Source organism: Vibrio sp. vnigr-6D03, assembly GCF_002835515.1.
In the GTDB taxonomy this organism is placed as follows: domain Bacteria; phylum Pseudomonadota; class Gammaproteobacteria; order Enterobacterales; family Vibrionaceae; genus Vibrio; species Vibrio penaeicida.
The window spans coordinates 77,625-94,555 of record NZ_PIZL01000013.1 but is presented as its reverse complement, the minus strand read 5'-3'; the positions used below and the strand labels follow the sequence as shown (position 1 = coordinate 94,555).

General features: G+C 44.8%; 19 protein-coding genes. 5 read left to right on the top strand and 14 right to left on the bottom strand.

The annotated features are described in order from the left end of the window. Positions 1 to 11: 11 nt before the first annotated feature. The 14 genes from tolA to CW749_RS28540 all read right to left on the bottom strand — a co-directional run bounded on the left by tolA (position 12) and on the right by CW749_RS28540 (position 11,648). On the bottom strand, positions 12 to 1,067 hold the full coding sequence (gene tolA, locus CW749_RS11035) for a cell envelope integrity protein TolA (RefSeq protein WP_101112130.1): 1,056 nt from the start codon (positions 1,065 to 1,067) through the stop codon (positions 12 to 14). Between the two features lie 18 nt (positions 1,068 to 1,085). After that, the gene (locus tag CW749_RS11030; protein ID WP_101112128.1) at positions 1,086 to 1,526 is read right to left on the bottom strand and encodes an ExbD/TolR family protein; all 441 of its coding nucleotides are present in this window, start codon (positions 1,524 to 1,526) and stop codon (positions 1,086 to 1,088) included. After that, positions 1,526 to 2,212, bottom strand: a complete 687-nt coding sequence (tolQ, locus tag CW749_RS11025; protein WP_101112126.1) for a protein TolQ — start codon at positions 2,210 to 2,212, stop codon at positions 1,526 to 1,528. The genes CW749_RS11030 and tolQ overlap by 1 nt, the downstream gene beginning before the upstream one ends. Continuing rightward, positions 2,202 to 2,624, bottom strand: coding sequence for a tol-pal system-associated acyl-CoA thioesterase (ybgC, locus tag CW749_RS11020; RefSeq protein WP_224055353.1), 423 nt, complete (start codon positions 2,622 to 2,624; stop codon positions 2,202 to 2,204). Before ybgC ends, tolQ begins: the two co-directional genes overlap by 11 nt. 150 nt (positions 2,625 to 2,774) lie before the next feature. Then, complete coding sequence (ybgE, locus tag CW749_RS11015; protein WP_101112122.1) at positions 2,775 to 3,083, bottom strand: cyd operon protein YbgE; 309 nt, start codon at positions 3,081 to 3,083, stop codon at positions 2,775 to 2,777. Next, on the bottom strand, positions 3,073 to 3,183 hold the full coding sequence (gene cydX / locus CW749_RS11010) for a cytochrome bd-I oxidase subunit CydX (protein WP_004398540.1): 111 nt from the start codon (positions 3,181 to 3,183) through the stop codon (positions 3,073 to 3,075). The genes ybgE and cydX overlap by 11 nt, the downstream gene beginning before the upstream one ends. A gap of 11 nt (positions 3,184 to 3,194) precedes the next feature. Next, positions 3,195 to 4,331, bottom strand: coding sequence for a cytochrome d ubiquinol oxidase subunit II (gene cydB, locus CW749_RS11005; RefSeq protein WP_101112120.1), 1,137 nt, complete (start codon positions 4,329 to 4,331; stop codon positions 3,195 to 3,197). A gap of 15 nt (positions 4,332 to 4,346) precedes the next feature. Continuing rightward, the gene (cydA, locus tag CW749_RS11000; protein WP_101112118.1) at positions 4,347 to 5,933 is read right to left on the bottom strand and encodes a cytochrome ubiquinol oxidase subunit I; all 1,587 of its coding nucleotides are present in this window, start codon (positions 5,931 to 5,933) and stop codon (positions 4,347 to 4,349) included. Between the two features lie 504 nt (positions 5,934 to 6,437). Continuing rightward, positions 6,438 to 7,451 carry a Holliday junction branch migration DNA helicase RuvB gene (ruvB, locus tag CW749_RS10995; RefSeq protein ID WP_101112116.1) on the bottom strand — a complete coding sequence of 338 codons (1,014 nt, stop codon included), beginning with the start codon at positions 7,449 to 7,451 and terminating at the stop codon, positions 6,438 to 6,440. Between the two features lie 21 nt (positions 7,452 to 7,472). After that, on the bottom strand, positions 7,473 to 8,090 hold the full coding sequence (gene ruvA, locus CW749_RS10990) for a Holliday junction branch migration protein RuvA (protein WP_101112114.1): 618 nt from the start codon (positions 8,088 to 8,090) through the stop codon (positions 7,473 to 7,475). 85 nt (positions 8,091 to 8,175) lie between these two features. Further along, the gene (gene ruvC, locus CW749_RS10985) at positions 8,176 to 8,697 is read right to left on the bottom strand and encodes a crossover junction endodeoxyribonuclease RuvC (protein ID WP_101112112.1); all 522 of its coding nucleotides are present in this window, start codon (positions 8,695 to 8,697) and stop codon (positions 8,176 to 8,178) included. Positions 8,698 to 8,835: 138 nt separating this feature from the next. Further along, entirely contained in the window at positions 8,836 to 9,579 is a 744-nt protein-coding gene (locus tag CW749_RS10980; protein ID WP_101112110.1) for a YebC/PmpR family DNA-binding transcriptional regulator, read from the bottom strand. Positions 9,580 to 9,716: 137 nt separating this feature from the next. Beyond that, the gene (aspS, locus tag CW749_RS10975) at positions 9,717 to 11,495 is read right to left on the bottom strand and encodes an aspartate--tRNA ligase (RefSeq protein WP_101112108.1); all 1,779 of its coding nucleotides are present in this window, start codon (positions 11,493 to 11,495) and stop codon (positions 9,717 to 9,719) included. Between the two features lie 21 nt (positions 11,496 to 11,516). Further along, positions 11,517 to 11,648 (bottom strand): hypothetical protein, encoded by a 132-nt coding sequence (locus CW749_RS28540; protein WP_272897856.1) that lies wholly within the window; start codon positions 11,646 to 11,648, stop codon positions 11,517 to 11,519. A gap of 127 nt (positions 11,649 to 11,775) precedes the next feature. Between CW749_RS28540 and CW749_RS10970 the strand changes: the two genes are divergently transcribed. The 5 genes from CW749_RS10970 to CW749_RS10950 all read left to right on the top strand — a co-directional run bounded on the left by CW749_RS10970 (position 11,776) and on the right by CW749_RS10950 (position 16,930). Continuing rightward, entirely contained in the window at positions 11,776 to 12,642 is an 867-nt protein-coding gene (locus tag CW749_RS10970) for a DUF72 domain-containing protein (RefSeq protein WP_101112106.1), read from the top strand. A gap of 118 nt (positions 12,643 to 12,760) precedes the next feature. After that, positions 12,761 to 13,489, top strand: coding sequence for a carboxy-S-adenosyl-L-methionine synthase CmoA (gene cmoA / locus CW749_RS10965; RefSeq protein WP_101112104.1), 729 nt, complete (start codon positions 12,761 to 12,763; stop codon positions 13,487 to 13,489). Positions 13,490 to 13,534: 45 nt separating this feature from the next. Continuing rightward, positions 13,535 to 14,506, top strand: a complete 972-nt coding sequence (gene cmoB, locus CW749_RS10960) for a tRNA 5-methoxyuridine(34)/uridine 5-oxyacetic acid(34) synthase CmoB (protein ID WP_101112102.1) — start codon at positions 13,535 to 13,537, stop codon at positions 14,504 to 14,506. A gap of 149 nt (positions 14,507 to 14,655) precedes the next feature. Continuing rightward, on the top strand, positions 14,656 to 15,402 hold the full coding sequence (locus CW749_RS10955) for an ATP-dependent zinc protease (protein WP_101112100.1): 747 nt from the start codon (positions 14,656 to 14,658) through the stop codon (positions 15,400 to 15,402). A 19-nt stretch (positions 15,403 to 15,421) separates the two neighbouring features. Further along, positions 15,422 to 16,930, top strand: coding sequence for an inactive transglutaminase family protein (locus CW749_RS10950; protein WP_101112098.1), 1,509 nt, complete (start codon positions 15,422 to 15,424; stop codon positions 16,928 to 16,930). Position 16,931: the final 1 nt, after the last annotated feature.

The window sequence follows — 16,931 nt, the reverse complement described above, 5'->3', positions numbered from 1 at the left end:
TCTTAGTCCTTTTAATCCAATTCAACAGTTAGATTGATATTTTTTAGCTCTTCTGCCACATCTTTGTCACTTGGGACAGGGAAAGAGCCAACTTGCGCAATCGCACTTTTGGTTGCGGTACACACGCGAGAGTCACCGCCTAATACTTTAACGCCATTAACAATAGCATTGTTACCGGTATGTATTAGGCGCATATTGACTTTACACGACTTTCCCACAAATGAGTCATCCCTCAATAGTCGACTCTGGATAAGTTGCTTATAAATTGCGCCATATCTCTGTACTTCGCTGACAACATGCTGCTGTTTTGCAGCAGAATTTTGAGAAACTTCACTTTCAAGACCAGCAAAGATGTCGTTTAGAGCTGCTTCTTGCTCTTTTCGTTCCCTTTCAAGGCGCTCTAAACGTTCTTTTTCTTTTTTAGCTTTCTCAGCGGCTTCTTTTGCTGCTTTTTCTTTCGCTATGCGGTCCGCCTCTGCCTTCTTGGCTGCTTCACGCTCGCGTTTGGCTTTTTCTTCCGCTTCTTTAGCCGCTTTTTCTCTCGCAACCCTTTCTTGTTCAGCTTTGGCAATGGCAGCCTCTTTTTTAACTCGCTCTGCCTCTGCCTTTTTCACCGCTTCTTCCTTGGCTTTACGTTCTGCCTCAGCCTTAGCGACACGCTCACGTTCTTTGTTTGCTCTTTGCTCTGCAGCCTTACGCTCTTGTTCTTTCTTCTGGCGCGCTTTTTCAGCTTCTCTCGCGGCTTTTTCTGCCTTGGCTTTTTCTTGCTTGAGCTTTCGAATCCGCTCTTCTTCAGCTTTTCGATTTTTCTCTAGCTGCTCACTTTGCTTTCTTAATTTATCTAAGCGCTCTTCTTCAGCACGTTGGGCGGCTTCTCGTTGCTGTCTAATTTCTCGAGCTTGCTGTTGAACCATTTTTGGATCAATCACAACCGCCTGAACCATATTGCCTGTTGTATCCTTCTTTGGCTCGGAAAAGTCCGCGCCCCATAGAAGTCCCCCAATAAGCACTATGTGCAAAACGGCGGATACAATGATTGCTGAGGTATAGTTGTTCTTATTTTTCATCGATGAACCGATGCGTCCCTATTTTAAATCCGTCAGCAAACCCACTTTAGGGATGCCTGCCCGGCTTAACTCGTCCAATACCAATACGACTTCAGCATATGGGGTGGCGGCGTCGCCTCCCACTGCAACTGGAGAATCTGGCGCAAGAGATATTTCAGCTTTCACTCGAACAATTATGTCTTCCAAACTAAGACCGCGAATTACGTCTTCATCGTTCACGCTGAGCCCTAATTGCCCATCTTTGTCTATCTCTACGATGATAAAGCTCGCTTCGCTGTCGCCTGCTAAATCAGAAGCAGGCTGCGCTGTTGTTGTTTTTGGTAACTCAACTTCGACACCTTGCGTAACAAACGGCGACGTCACCATAAAGATAATTAGAAGTACCAGCATAACGTCGATATAAGGTACGACGTTAATCTCTGCCGTCAGCTTTCTTTTCTTACGCTGGTAACCTGCCATTACTGTTCCTTACCAGCGATAGCCTGACGGTGTAAAATACTGTGGAATTCTTCCGAGAATGTTGCGTAGGTGTGCTCTAGTTTCGACACCTGATTGCTGAAGCGGTTGTACGCCATAACAGCAGGAATCGCAGCAAAAAGCCCCATTGCTGTTGCGATCAGCGCTTCAGCGATACCAGGTGCTACCATAGCAAGTGTCGCTTGCTTGACTTCACCAAGCGCTATAAAGGCATGCATGATGCCCCAAACCGTACCAAATAACCCGATGTAAGGAGTAATTGAACCCACGGTTGCTAAAAACGGCAAGCTGTGTTCTAGCTCGTCCACTTCACGAGCAACAGCAACTCGCATCGTTCTACCCGTTCCTTCCATGACGAATTCAGGAGAGGTGCCTGGGGAGCGACGTAACTTCGCGAACTCAGTAAAGCCCAAATAGAATATTTGTTGGGTTCCGCCAATGTTATCTTTTCGAGCTTTCACTTCTTGATACAGCTGAGAAAGGTCGACACCCGACCAAAACTTATCTTCAAATCGGTCTGCGTCTTTTAATGCTTCTTTTAAAATTTTGCTGCGCTTAATAATCATCGCCCAAGAAACTACTGACATACCGAGTAAAGTCAGCATCACGAGCTTTACGAGTAAACTTGCTTGTAAGAAAAGATCTAAAATTGAAATATCAGCTGTCACTGTCTATTAACTCCGCAGTCATTGAGCTTGGGATTGCCTGAGGCTTCATTGTTTTTGTGTTAACGAATGCTACCTTAACTGTTGCTCGACACAATGTCTTGCCGTCAGGATTAACTAACTCCTGACAAAATACCAAGGAAGCACGCCTTAATTCAGAAATTGATGTTCTTACTGTCAATTGGTCGTCCAATCTTGCGCCTTGTAGAAAATCCATTTCAACATGACGTATAACAAAACCGAAGTTTTCAGTAAGAAGTCTTTGTTGACAGACTCCGAGCGATCTCAGAAGTTCCGTTCTAGCACGTTCAAAGTAGTTAAGATAATTAGAATGGTATACCAAACCACCCGCATCAGTGTCTTCGTAATAAACTCGAATAGACCACTCAAAGATGCGCGTAAATTCCCCTTTCACCAAGACACCAATCACAAAATATATAAAACGTAACTATACCTCATGTTGTGACTTCGTCAGGAAAAATAAAGGGATTTTTTGTGGTTAACACCAAAAAAACGAGAGCAGTTGTCTGATAACTGCTCTGAGAGGCGAATGTTTAAGCGCGAGCTATACAACAAAGCGCACTAGAGTGAAGTAAGTGAGGGCTGCGATTGATAAATAGGGGCTAAAGTAAATCTGCCAAACCCAATGCCTTGGTTTAAACCCTATTCCGTAGACCATGCTAGAACATACACTGTAGATAAACAGCGGTCCTAAAAATGCACTAAAGCCACCAATCGCTTCTGCATATTGGTTAGGCTCCCACATAAAGAGCCCCACATTGCCAAACGCCAACAATAAGGAAAGAGCCCGTAAAAGGGCTCTATCCATAGGTTTGTGGAGCTCAGCGACTTTGTCTGCTAAGTTATTCTTCACTGTCCTTATCCATCATTTCTGTGTGCTCTAGCCAAAGAGCATTGATGATGCCAAACGCGCATGCCAGCAATACACCCAAGATCCATGCAAAATACCACATAGTAATGCTCCTTAGTAAAGTGAGTTTTTGTTTTCTTCAATGAACTTCGAATCAAGGCGACCAAACATTTTGTAGTACGTCCATGATGTGTAGCCCAGAATAATCGGCACCATAACAAAAGCGACGCCAGTCATCAGATTTAGTGTCAGTTCACTTGAAGTGGAATCCCACATCGTCAGACTGTGGTTTGGTACTTCACTAGAAGGCATAACAAATGGGAACATAGCAAAACCTGCGGTTAGAATGACGCCCGCATTGGTTAGGCTTGATGTTAAGAATGCAAGACCACCTTTTTCAAAGCGAGATGCAATGATCGCTAGCAATGGCATGACCACACCAATAACAGGTGCTGCCCACATCAATGGGTACTTCTCAAAGTTAAGCATCCATGCCCCTTCTTTAACTTCCACCACTTTGTTCAATGGATTAGATTGAGCCGCAATATCCAGCCCACTCACAACAACGTAGCCATCCATGTTTTGTACCCAGAAACCAGCACCAACAAATGTAACAATGACTAACGCACCAGAAATTTGAGCGACAAAGCGAGCTCTGTCATGCACTTCGTCAGTGGTTTTCATCTGAAGCCATGTTGCACCCTGCATCACAATCATCGATAAGCTAACCACACCGCAAAGCAAAGCAAATGGGTTCAAAAGACCGAAGAACGAACCGTGATACGTTGGCATTAAGAATTCACTCAGCTTGAATGGAACGCCCTGAAGCAAGTTACCAAAAGCAACACCAAAGATTAGAGGCGGCACGAAGCCACTGATTGAAATAGCAATATCCCAAGACTTTCGCCATTTTGGATCTTCAATCTTTGAACGGTAATCCAAGCCAACTGGGCGCAACCATAAGGCGGCCAACGCCACAACCATCGCAAGGTAAAACCCAGAGAATGAGGTGGCGTATACCAAAGGCCAAGCGGCAAACAAGGCACCACCAGCGGTGATCAGCCAAACTTGGTTGCCATCCCAATGTGGTGCAATTGAGTTAATCATGACACGACGTTCTGTGTCGTTTTTGCCGATGACAGGAACCAGCGCACCCACGCCCATGTCGAATCCATCGGTAATTGCGAAGCCAATAAAGAGGACACCAATCAGTACCCACCAAATGAATCGCAAGATTTCGTAATCAAACATCTTAAATCTCCTTGCTTAAGCTTCTACTTGGCGACCGACTTTGTCTTCGATCGAGTCTGCATTCTGTTCAAAGTGGTAACGACCCGTTTTTAGGCTACTAGGACCTTTACGAGCAAACTTCACCATTAAGTAAACTTCAGCAATCAAGAAAACCGTATACAGAGCAAGAATCACAAACAATGACGTCCAGATTTCTGCCGCCGTCAGGGCCGATGCAGCGACATGTACAGGTAATATCTCACCTACTGCCCATGGCTGACGACCATACTCAGCAACAAACCATCCTGCTTCGATAGCAATCCATGGCAGTGGAATACTGAACAGCGCTGCTTTAAGAATCCAAGGTTTCTGTTCAATTCTTTGGCGACAAGTTTGAACAAACGCTGCACCAAATACGAATAACATGATAAAGCCACACGCAACCATGATTCGGAACGACCAGAACAATGGCCATACAGTAGGAATAGAATCATCAGCGGCTGCTTGAATTTGGCTTTCAGTCGCATCAGTCACGTTTTCGGTGTATCGCTTCAGAAGTAAGCCATAACCTAAGTCGCCCTTCACTTCATCGAACGCCGCTAAATTGGATTCTGAACGCTCGCCTGCACGAAGCTTTTCAAGAAGTTCATAGGCATACATACCGCTGCGAATACGATCAACGTGGTCATCACGCAATTCACGTAAACCTGTCACTTGTTCATCAAAAGAACGCGTTGCGATAATACCCATTACATAAGGGATCTTAATGGCGTAATCTGTTTCCATTGTTTCCTGATTTGGCAAACCAAATACAGTAAAGGCCGCAGGCGCAGGCTCTGTGTGCCACTCGGCTTCAACAGCAGCCAGTTTTACTTTCTGAACTTCGCCCAACTCGTAGCCAGACTCATCTCCAAGAACAATCGTAGATAAGATTGCAGCCATACCGAACGAAGCGGCAATGGCAAACGAGCGGCGAGCAAAAGCGACGTCACGCCCTTTCAATAGATAGTAAGCACTGATACCAAGTACAAACATCGCGCCACAGGTATAGCCTGAAGCCACGGTATGTACGAACTTAACTTGAGCAACTGGATTTAAAACAACTTCAGAAAAACTCACCATTTCCATACGCATGGTTTCGAAATTGAACTCAGCACCAACTGGGTTTTGCATCCAGCCATTGGCGACGAGAATCCAAAGAGCAGAGAAATTCGAACCTAACGCTACTAGCCAAGTCACGACCAAGTGCTGTCGCTTAGATAGCCTGTCCCAACCAAAGAAGAAAAGACCGACAAAAGTGGACTCTAAAAAGAAAGCGACGAGAGCTTCAATGGCTAGTGGCGCACCAAATATGTCACCAACATAGTGGGAGTAATAGGACCAGTTAGTACCAAACTGGAATTCCATTGTTAGGCCGGTTGCGACACCGAGAGCAAAGTTAATACCAAAAAGCTTACCCCAGAACTTTGTCATGTCCTTGTAGATTTGCTTGTCGGTCATTACATAGAGCGATTCCATTATGGCAAGCAGGAAAGCCATACCTAAAGTCAATGGAACGAATAGGAAGTGATACATCGCGGTGAGTGCAAATTGCAACCGCGACAGATCAACTACATCAATCATGGTAACTCCTTTCGTGTCGGCTGAGTGACACCGATACACATTGCAGCGTATATTGGGTTACTCGGTTGAAACAATAAATAACAAGCAACGTAAAATGTTGCGAAATAGCTGCTTATTGTTGCAATCCTGTACCCAAATGGTTAGTTTAATGTTAAGTATCAGCTAATATAGCTTGGGCTAATATTATCGATAAAATCAGTATGTTTCAAAAGATTTATGGCACAGATCTGCTTTGATTTAGGTCAAAAACAAAAGGCTAATAGCGATTAAAAAACAACCAAATTGATCTATATCAATCAAGGTAGGATTTCTTGCGTAAGTTATGTTGATATAGATCACATTAACGATATTTGGAGGGAAATTACGTGCTAGATTCTTATTCCAAAATGTTCTGAAAGAAACTGCAAAAAATTTGTGGCACGTCGAAAAAGTTGGTTCTTTGGAAGGGGAAGTTGTCGCAAGTGCCAACTTTCTAATGATGGCACTGTGCGTAATTTAATGTTGTTATTTTGTTGGATTATCGAACCCAAAGTGTAAATATGCTCGACTTGTTGCGATTCTGCCTCTGGGCGTTCTTTGCAAATAGCCTTGTTGTATTAAATACGGCTCGATTACGTCTTCTATCGTGTCTTTTTCTTCACCAATTGCCGCTGCTAAGTTATCTAAACCTACTGGTCCACCCGTAAATTTTTCCATAATGGCAAGCAGCAACTTACGATCCATGTAGTCAAAGCCTTGGCTGTCCACATCGAGCATGTTCAATGCTTTATCAGCAATGTCACTGCATATGTGTCCATCGCCTTTTACTTCAGCATAATCGCGCACACGCCTTAGTAGGCGGTTTGCAATACGCGGCGTACCACGAGCGCGTCTAGCCACTTCCAAAGCCCCTTCTGGCTCCATAGAAAGGTTTAAGCAATTTGCACTGCGCTGCACAATGTTTTTCAAATCTTTTACATTGTAGTACTCCAGCCTTTGAACAATACCAAAGCGATCACGTAGAGGCGAAGTGAGTGAGCCCGCTCGCGTAGTTGCACCTATCAAGGTGAAAGGGGGTAAATCAATTTTTATGGAGCGAGCCGCCGGTCCCTCTCCAATCATGATATCGAGCTGGTAGTCTTCCATGGCTGGGTACAGTACCTCTTCAACGACTGGGCTCAAGCGATGAATTTCATCGATGAAGAGCACGTCATTTTCTTCGAGATTTGTCAGAAGTGCAGCGAGATCGCCCGCCTTTTCTAATACTGGACCAGATGTGGTGCGAATATTCACCTCCATTTCGTTGGCGACAATATTCGCAAGTGTGGTTTTACCTAACCCTGGAGGACCAAATATCAATAGATGATCAAGGGCTTCTCTTCTTAGTTGTGCCGCTTTAATAAAGATTTCCATTTGGTTACGAACATGGTCTTGACCTTGGTAATCTTCAAGTTTTTTAGGGCGTATCGCCCTATCAATCACATCTTCTTCTTTGAAGGTAGGGTTTTCCGGCGCAATTAGGCGGTCTGCTTCGATCATAAATATCTACTATTTTGAAAGTTATACCATCGACTTTAAAGCTTCACGGATAAGCTCTTCACTGCTCATTCCTGACTTGGCAATCTGCGAAACGACTTTAGAAGCCATTTGTGGTTTATATCCTAAGGCAAGCAACGCACTGATCGCTTCTTCTTCTGCATTTTGTTCACTGCTTTGTGGTGCAGAATCTATAGGTGCGGCATCGGTAGCAGGTGTAAACAGGTCTCCGGCTCCCCACCCTTTAAGCCTATCCTTCATTTCAACAACAAGGCGCTCTGCGGTTTTTTTACCGACTCCTGGTAGCTTAACCAAAGTAGAAATATCTTCACGCTCCACACATGAAACAAATTGGCTTGCTGTCATGCCTGACAAGATCCCCAAACCCAGTTTAGGTCCAACACCGTTGGCTTTGATTACTTCACGGAATAAAGCACGCTCTTTCACTGTATTAAACCCGTAAAGCAGTTGAGCGTCTTCTCGCACCACAAAATGAGTGTAGATGATGGCTTCTTCACCCACATTAGGAAGCTCATAAAAACAGCTCATTGGCATTTGTATTTCATACCCTACTCCAGAAACTTCAATCAATAGTTCTGGTGGCTGCTTCTCTATCAAAATACCGCGAAGGCGTCCGATCACAATCTTGTCCTATGGAATAAAATTCAGTGAAAATGATAATAATGGATTACTGGATGGATAGCCAGTTCAATCAATTTGGGGAGGGTTACCGATATCGCCCTTTTTTGGCACTTGTGGCTTTACCCGCAAGCGCTACAAGCGTTTTATTCGTATTGGCATGGCATATCGCCACACCTAACGCATCAGCAGCGTCCGCTTGAGGTTTTGCGGGTAGTTTAAGCATACTCGTGACCATGTGCTGAACTTGAGATTTGTCCGCGCCACCTGTTCCCACAACCGCCTGCTTAATAAGACGTGCCGCATATTCATAAACGGGTAAATCGGCATTCACGGCTGCCACAATTGCACTTCCACGTGCTTGCCCAAGCTTCAGCGCTGAATCGGCGTTTTTCGCCATAAATACTTGCTCAATAGCAAATACGTCAGGTTGAAATTGAGTAATAATTTCGGTCACGCCTGCGTAGATCTGTTTCAATCGACTCGGCAAATCGTCATGCGAGGTGCGAATACAGCCGCTCCCCAAGTAGTGAAGGTGCCTACCCTGCTGACGGATCACTCCGTAGCCAGTAATGCGAGATCCTGGATCAATACCAAGAATTATCGACATAAAAGTTTCCCATAATAAAAAGGACTGCCACGATGTACGTTTTCAAATACTGGCGGCTTTTCTTTTGCTAATACGTTTATATCCGTATTGTGCCTGCCCGCATACCTTTCCTTTACGCACATAGCGCCTTTGCGAAGATTAGAGCGTGGCTGCAACCTCATCCGAAATATCACCGTTATGATAAACTTCTTGGACATCATCCAAGTCTTCCAGTGCATCAATCAAACGTAGAAGTTTCGGAGCGGTATCGGCATCGAGATCCGCTTTGGTTGACGGTATTAGCGACACTTCAGCATTTGCAGCCTCGAACCCTGCTGAATCCAAGGCATCTTTTACATCACCAAAATCTGCAGGATCTGTGTACACGTCAATTGCGCCATCAGCCCCTGTTTCAATGTCGTCGGCACCACCTTCTAACGCGGCTTCCATTACTTCGTCTTCATCCAGACCTGGCGCATACGAGATAACGCCCTTCTTATCAAAAAGATAGTTCACGCTTCCGTCAGTGCCTAAGTTACCACCCGCTTTAGAAAAAGCATGTCGCACGCCCGAAACAGTTCGATTTCGGTTATCTGTCATGCATTCGACCATAACGGCCGTTCCACCAGGACCATAACCTTCGTAGATGACGGTTTCCATATTATCGTCACCTTCACCACCAGCACCTCGGCTAACAGCACGGTTAACTGTGTCTCGCGTCATGTTGTTCGATAGAGCTTTATCAATAGCCGCGCGAAGCCTTGGATTGTTTTCAGGCTCACCACCGCCTTCTTTTGCTGATACAACGATTTCTCGGATCAACTTAGTAAAGATTTTTCCTCGTTTGGCATCTTGCGCCGCTTTACGGTGACGAATGTTCGCCCATTTACTGTGACCAGCCATAATTCACCTTTTATGTTAGTGGAATACTCAGACGCTGCATTTATGTGCCAAATAAGATTCATCTAAGTGTTCTGGATATATCTTCATTAAAACAAAAACTCCCGCAATTGCGGGAGTTTTCATTCATTTATTTGCGCTTACTCGGCGTCTTTTTCTTTTGCTACCGTTACCGCAATCGCTAGCTCATCCAAAGCTGCTGGGTTAGCTAAGCTTGGTGCATCCGTTAGTAGACACGCTGCTGCCGTCGTTTTAGGGAATGCAATCACGTCACGGATATTTTCCGTTCCACACAACAACATAACCAAACGGTCCAAACCAAATGCTAAGCCAGCATGCGGAGGCGTACCGAATTTAAGTGCATCCAGCAAGAATCCAAACTTCAAGCGTTGCTCGTCTGCATCGATGCCCAAAATATCAAATACGGTCGCTTGCATTTCTGCATTATGAATACGAACAGAGCCACCGCCCACTTCGTAGCCATTAATAACCATATCGTATGCATTTGAGTTTGCCGCGGCAGGGTTCGCTTTCAATTCTTGTGCTGTCACACCCAGTGGAGAAGTGAACGGGTGGTGCATGGCATGCAGGTTACCTTCGTTATCTTCTTCAAACATTGGGAAGTCGACAACCCACAGTGGTGCCCAAGCAGATTCATTGGTTAATTCTAAATCTTTACCCAACTTCAAACGAAGTGCGCCCATCGCTTCCGCAACCGTGTTCGCTTTGTCAGCGCCGAATAGGATGATGTCGCCCGTTTCTGCGCCAGTACGCTCTAGAATACCACTGATGACTTCTTCGCTTAGGAACTTAGCCACTGGAGACTGAATGCCTTCCATGCCGGCAGCGCGATCGTTCACTTTCATCCACGCCAAACCTTTCGCGCCGTAGATACCAACGAACTCACCGTAACCGTCGATTTGCTTACGAGTTAGCTTAGCGCCACCCGGAACACGTATTACGGCAACACGGCCTTTTTCGTCGTTCGCAGGGCCAGAGAATACTTTGAATTCAACGTCTTTCACTAGATCGGCTACGTCAACCAATTCAAGCGGGTTACGCAAATCAGGTTTATCAGAACCAAAACGACGAATCGCCTCACTAAACGGCATAGTTGGGAATTCACCCAAATCTACGTTCAGTAGCTCTTGCCACATATCGCGAACCATTTTTTCAGTCGTTGCACGAACTTCATCCGCACTCATGAACGATGTTTCGATATCTATTTGGGTAAATTCAGGCTGACGATCCGCTCGCAAGTCTTCATCACGGAAACACTTAACGATTTGGTAGTAGCGATCAAAACCCGACATCATCAGAAGCTGCTTAAACAGCTGAGGTGACTGAGGTAAAGCGTAGAAGCTGCCTTTGTGTACACGGCTAGGAACAAGGTAGTCACGAGCGCCTTCAGGTGTTGCTTTTGTCAGCACTGGCGTTTCAATGTCTAGGAAACCATTGTCATCTAGGAAGCGACGAACAAAGCTAGAAGCTTTTGCACGCAATTTGATGCGATCGCTCATTTCAGGACGACGTAGATCCAAGTAACGGAACTTCAAACGCTGCTCTTCAGAGTTATTCTGGTTGAAGTCCAATGGAAGTACGTCGCTGCGGTTGATGATTTCCAAGCCTTTCGCCAGAATCTCAACTTCGCCTGTCGCCATGTCTTTGTTAATTTGGCTGTCTGGACGAGCGCGAACTTCACCCGTCAATTTGATGCAAAATTCATTACGCAACTGGTTAGCTACTTCGTAAGCATCTGCCATATCCGGGTCTACGACTACCTGAACTACACCTTCACGATCTCGCATATCAATGAAGATAAGACCGCCTAAATCACGGCGACGGTTTACCCAGCCGCACAGTTCTACAGTTTGTCCTGCAAGGGACTTGTTCAGGTGACCACAATAATGGGTACGCATAATGAATTTCCCAATCTCTAATTAGTTATTAATTTCTAAGCTGCCGATGCTTGATATTATCGACAGTGCAAAGTGCCATTTATACGCTGAAAGTCGGCTAAAATCGACCTCATCGAATACAATTTGTTGCGATTTATCGAGTCTTGATGCCATTTTGCTAATCAATTGACCAAATAAGCACCAAAACTAAGAATATGGAGCAGGATTATATCTTGAATTTGCCCTTCGCTTCAAAAATCTCGTAAGGTAATGGCTATCACCAATATATAGATAACGGAATATGCAGATCTTACCTCTTCGGCTAGGTCTGACCATGTGGTCTCACAATGCATGGCAGGCGGGGTTTTATGGCAGTGGGACTCAGAATTCGGAAAGGCTGGAGAAATACGCTCGGGTGTTTCATACAGTAGAAGGCAACACAACATTTTACGCTACGCCTTCTGATTCCACAGTTCAAAATTGGAAAGCCGCTACCCATGATGACTTTCGATTTACCTTTAAGCTCCCTAAAAGCATCACTCATGATCATAAGCTTCACGGGTGCGAAGCACTGCTAAAAGAATTCATGAGCGTGATGGAACCGATACATCACCGTGTCGGTATGTGGACGATTCAGCTTCCTGCACACTTCAGCCCACGCGATTTACCAGCCCTTAAGACCTTTTGCCGTCTATTTCCCAAGGATTTCTCTCTTGGCGTTGAAGTCAGGCATTTAGAATTTTTCAATAAAGGGAAAGAAGAGCAGGCGTTGAATCGCTGGCTTCATGAAGAAGGGATAGACCGTATCATTATGGATAGCCGACCTGTACATTCCGCGGCGCCAGTCTCTGATGCCGTTATTGACGCTCACAAAAAGAAACCAAAGGTGCCGGCTCATGCGGTCTCTACTGCCTCAAATCCAATGATTCGCTTTATCGGTCATCCAGAGTTAGACGCTAACCTTCCTTTCTTTCAACCTTGGCTAGCTAAGATTCCAAGTTGGATTGCTGAAGGGAAACAGCCTTATTTGATGATCCATACGCCAGACAATATTGACGCACCAGAATTTGCTCGCGCGCTATACGGAATATTACAAAAACAAACAGATTTACCTGAACTTGCAGCTTCCCCTGCTTTCGCTGATAACAAACAAATCAGTATGTTTTGACGTCCGTGCATCAAGCGAGAAAACCCTTGGTGACAGAAAGGCAAATATTTCTTAGAATACGCCCCTTTTTTAAGATCTGAGTTCAGGTCGCGTTTTTGTCTACGATTACGAGTTTGCTATGAGCCATAAAGACACCATCTTTTCCACCCCTATTGAAAAGATTGGAGATTTTACTTTCGATGCGAATGTTGCTGAAGTTTTCCCCGATATGATCCAACGATCCGTTCCAGGTTACAGCAACATCATCTCTGCTATTGGCATGCTCGCTGAACGTTTTGTCACACCTAATTCCAATATTTACGATTTAGGCTGTTCTTTAGGCGCAGCAACGCTCTCTATGCGACGCCACATAAAACAAGACGGTTGCAAAATTATTGCTGTCGACAACTCGCAAGCCATGGTGGAGCGTTGCAAATTGCATGTGAACGCCTACCGCTCTGAAACGCCGGTTGAAGTCATTGAAGCTGACATACGTAACATTGAAATCAACAACGCCTCTGTAGTCGTATTGAATTTTACACTTCAGTTTTTGTCCCCCGAAGATCGCTTTATTCTGCTTGAAAAGATACACGCAGGGTTAAAACCCGGCGGCATCCTAATTTTGTCTGAAAAGTATGTCTTTGAAAGCGAATCAGCAAATGAGCTCTTGATTGATCTGCACCACGACTTTAAGCGCGCCAATGGCTACAGCGAACTAGAAATAAGCCAAAAACGCAGTGCCATTGAAAATGTTATGCGCCCAGATTCCATACAAGCACATAAAGAGCGATTCGAAAAAATTGGATTCTCAAGTTATGAAGTGTGGTTCCAATGCTTCAACTTCGGCTCTATGTTCGCAGTTAAATAGCGAACGCTCTTTACTCTTTTATATTGAAATTTTAACGACGATACCATGTTCAATTTTGCTAATTTTTACCAACTTATTGCTCAAGACACTCGCCTTCAACCTTGGTTGAATATCCTGCCTCAGCAGCTTACAGACTGGCAAAATGCAGAGCACGGTGATTTCGAACGCTGGCTTAAAGCGCTGAATAAGATTCAGGAAGGCAAACCGGACAATGTCGACTTAAAAGATTCGGTAACATTGTCCAACAATGCTCCCTTAGCTTCCGGCGAGTTAAAAAAACTAGAAAATCTGCTAAAAACTTTTCACCCATGGCGTAAAGGTCCTTACAACCTCCATGACATTCACATCGATACAGAGTGGCGAAGTGATTGGAAATGGGATCGCGTACTTCCACATATCTCCCCTTTAAAAGATCGCTCGGTTTTAGATGTGGGCTGTGGTAATGGCTACCACATGTGGCGTATGTTGGGCGAAGGGGCAAGACTGTGTGTGGGCATTGACCCCTCACATCTTTTTTTAGTGCAGTTTGAAGCCGTCAGAAAACTGATGGGTGGTGACCAACGTGCCCACTTGTTACCGCTTGGTATTGAACAACTGCCTGATTTGCAAGCATTTGACACAGTATTCAGTATGGGAGTCTTGTACCACCGCCGCTCTCCTCTAGATCACATCATCCAACTAAAAAACCAATTGGTCTCTGGTGGCGAGCTCATTTTGGAAACCTTGGTTATTGAAGGTGATGAAAACGCGGTATTGGTGCCTGTCGATCGGTATGCTCAAATGCGTAATGTGTACTTTTTCCCATCAGCTAAAGCACTGAAAGTTTGGTTGGAAAAATGTGGATTTGAAGATGTTCGTATCGTTGATGAAAATGTCACATCAACGGGTGAACAACGCACAACAGGCTGGATGACACACAACTCCTTACCTGATTATCTCGACCCCGCCGATCCAAGCAAAACCGTAGAAGGCTACCCTGCACCAAGGCGCGCCGTTCTGGTTGCAAAGAACCCTTAACCTTCAAAATTTTGTGGTTTGGGGTAAAGATCTCAAAAAAGCTCAGTAAGCTCTGACAACAGATTAACATTAGGATGCTTCACGCATCCTTTTTTATAATATACACTTTGTCTCACTTCCCGCTTTTAACCCGCAAAAATAGGTCAATAATGCTTAAGAAGGTTGCCGCCTTAGCTGTTATTACAGCGCTTTCCGGATGTTCGCTGATCGATGGCGATAAATACAGTCAGTCTACACAAGCTGCCATCCAACAATCTGAAACAAACCTGACCAATCAGCTTCACTCTTATTCTGCTCAAATTGACAAACAAAATGATCAAATTAATTACTTGAGTATAGAGCTGTCCAATTTAAACAACGAAGTGGCTAAACTCAGACAAGATCAAGCTGCTCAGTTCAAAAAGCTAAAAGCTAAAAAAACGACTAGCGAACCGCCAAAGCAGGCAAAACCCGTTATCGAACCCTCTCAAACCATTGTTCTCGGTGGCATAGAGAAAGTTAAAGTCGACACGATTAAACAGCAGTTTGATGCACGCGTTGATACTGGAGCCGCTACATCTTCCATCAATGCCGTCGACATTCAAGAATTCGAACGTAATGGTAAAACATGGATTAAGTTCCATATCAGCGATGATAAAACGGCAAAAGAAGATCAACTTTGGATTGAGTCCCCCGTCATCCGCTATGCCAAAATTCGACAATCCACCAGCGAAGAAACAGAACGTAGACCCGTGGTAGAACTTTGGGTGCAAGTTGGGAAAATACATGAAAAAGCACAATTCACACTAGCTGACCGTTCTCAAATGAGCCATCCAATACTGTTAGGTCGTGAATTTATTCAAGACATCGCGCTTGTTGATGTCAGCAAATCTTATCTGCAATCTGAAACCAAATAATCGTTAAGGAACGAGTACCATGACGTCTAAAGTGCCCTTTTACCTTGCGGTCGCCTTTCTGATAATTGCAGGGATTGCACTCAGTATTCTTCGCCATACTGATTATGGCGTACCTTGGACGCCAGGCGAAACAAGGCAAGTATGGGATGTAGAAGCCCGTGTCGAATTCACTGCAAACGGTGAATCTGTAAAAGCATCTCTTGCCGCACCAGGAACGCAAAGCGGTTTTACCTTGATCAACAAAAGCACGTCGTCTCCAGGCTATGGTGTCGCTTATGTGAATACTGACACGGGTCGTAGAGCGGAATGGAGCATTCGAAACGCAACAGGACCGCAAGTTATATACTACAAAGCGCAATTTTTGGTTGATGAACAAGCAAAAGTAGCGGTGGTTCCTCCAGCAGATAAAGCCATTGAAAAACCCATTTTTGATGGTCCACAAGATGCAGCCGCCCAGTCTCTACTTCAGCAAGCAACAAATCGCAGCGCCGATAACGCAACATTGACTCGTGAGCTGATCAAGCAGCTTAATGACAGTGATAACCAAAACGCAGCTTTGTTGTTAAATGCAAAAGACGCAGTAAGCACTACATCAAAATTACTTAGCTACGCTGATATTCCCAATAAAGTTGTCGGTGTCATCCAACTTGAAGATGGACGCCGTCGCCAGAATATCATTCCGATGATTGAGGTTTGGGATGGCGAAAGCTGGGAACTTTTCGATACCAATACAGGAGTACAAGGTAAACAAAGCCACTGGCTTGTGTGGGACGATTCCAATATCTCGCTCCTTGACTTGATTGGCGGTAAAAACAGCCAAGTACTGTTCTCGATGATTGCTCAAGAGGTCACACCGCAGCAAGCAACCAGTAAAAAAGTGGAAGCTGACAGCTTGCTGAATTTCTCCATTCACAGTTTGCCTATTGCTGAGCAATCGATGTTTAAAACCATCATGCTCATTCCAATTGGGGCGTTGATTGTTGTGTTTCTGCGGGTCATTGTGGGTTTGAAAACGTCTGGAACATTTATGCCTGTGCTCATCGCAGTCGCGTTTGTACAGACTCAGCTCCTAACGGGTATCGTCGGTTTCTTATTGATTGTTGGTACAGGTTTGGTAATACGTGGGTATCTATCGAAACTCAACCTACTGTTGGTCGCACGAATCTCCGCCGTTATCATCACGGTTATTTTAATCATTTCTATCTTTACCATTGTCTCTTTCAATATCGGCTTAAATGAAGGGCTGACCATTACCTTCTTCCCGATGATTATTCTTTCTTGGACAATCGAAAGAATGTCGATTCTTTGGGAAGAAGAAGGCGGTAAAGAGGTATTTATCCAAGGTGGTGGTTCTCTCCTCACTGCGGTATTGGTTTACCTAGCGATGACCAACCCATTTGTTCAGCACCTGACGTTCAACTTCATTGGGCTTCAGCTCATTGTTCTTGCTCTGATTTTGTTACTCGGCACCTACACAGGTTACCGCTTAACTGAACTTAGACGCTTTAAGCCACTAGCAGAGGACTAAA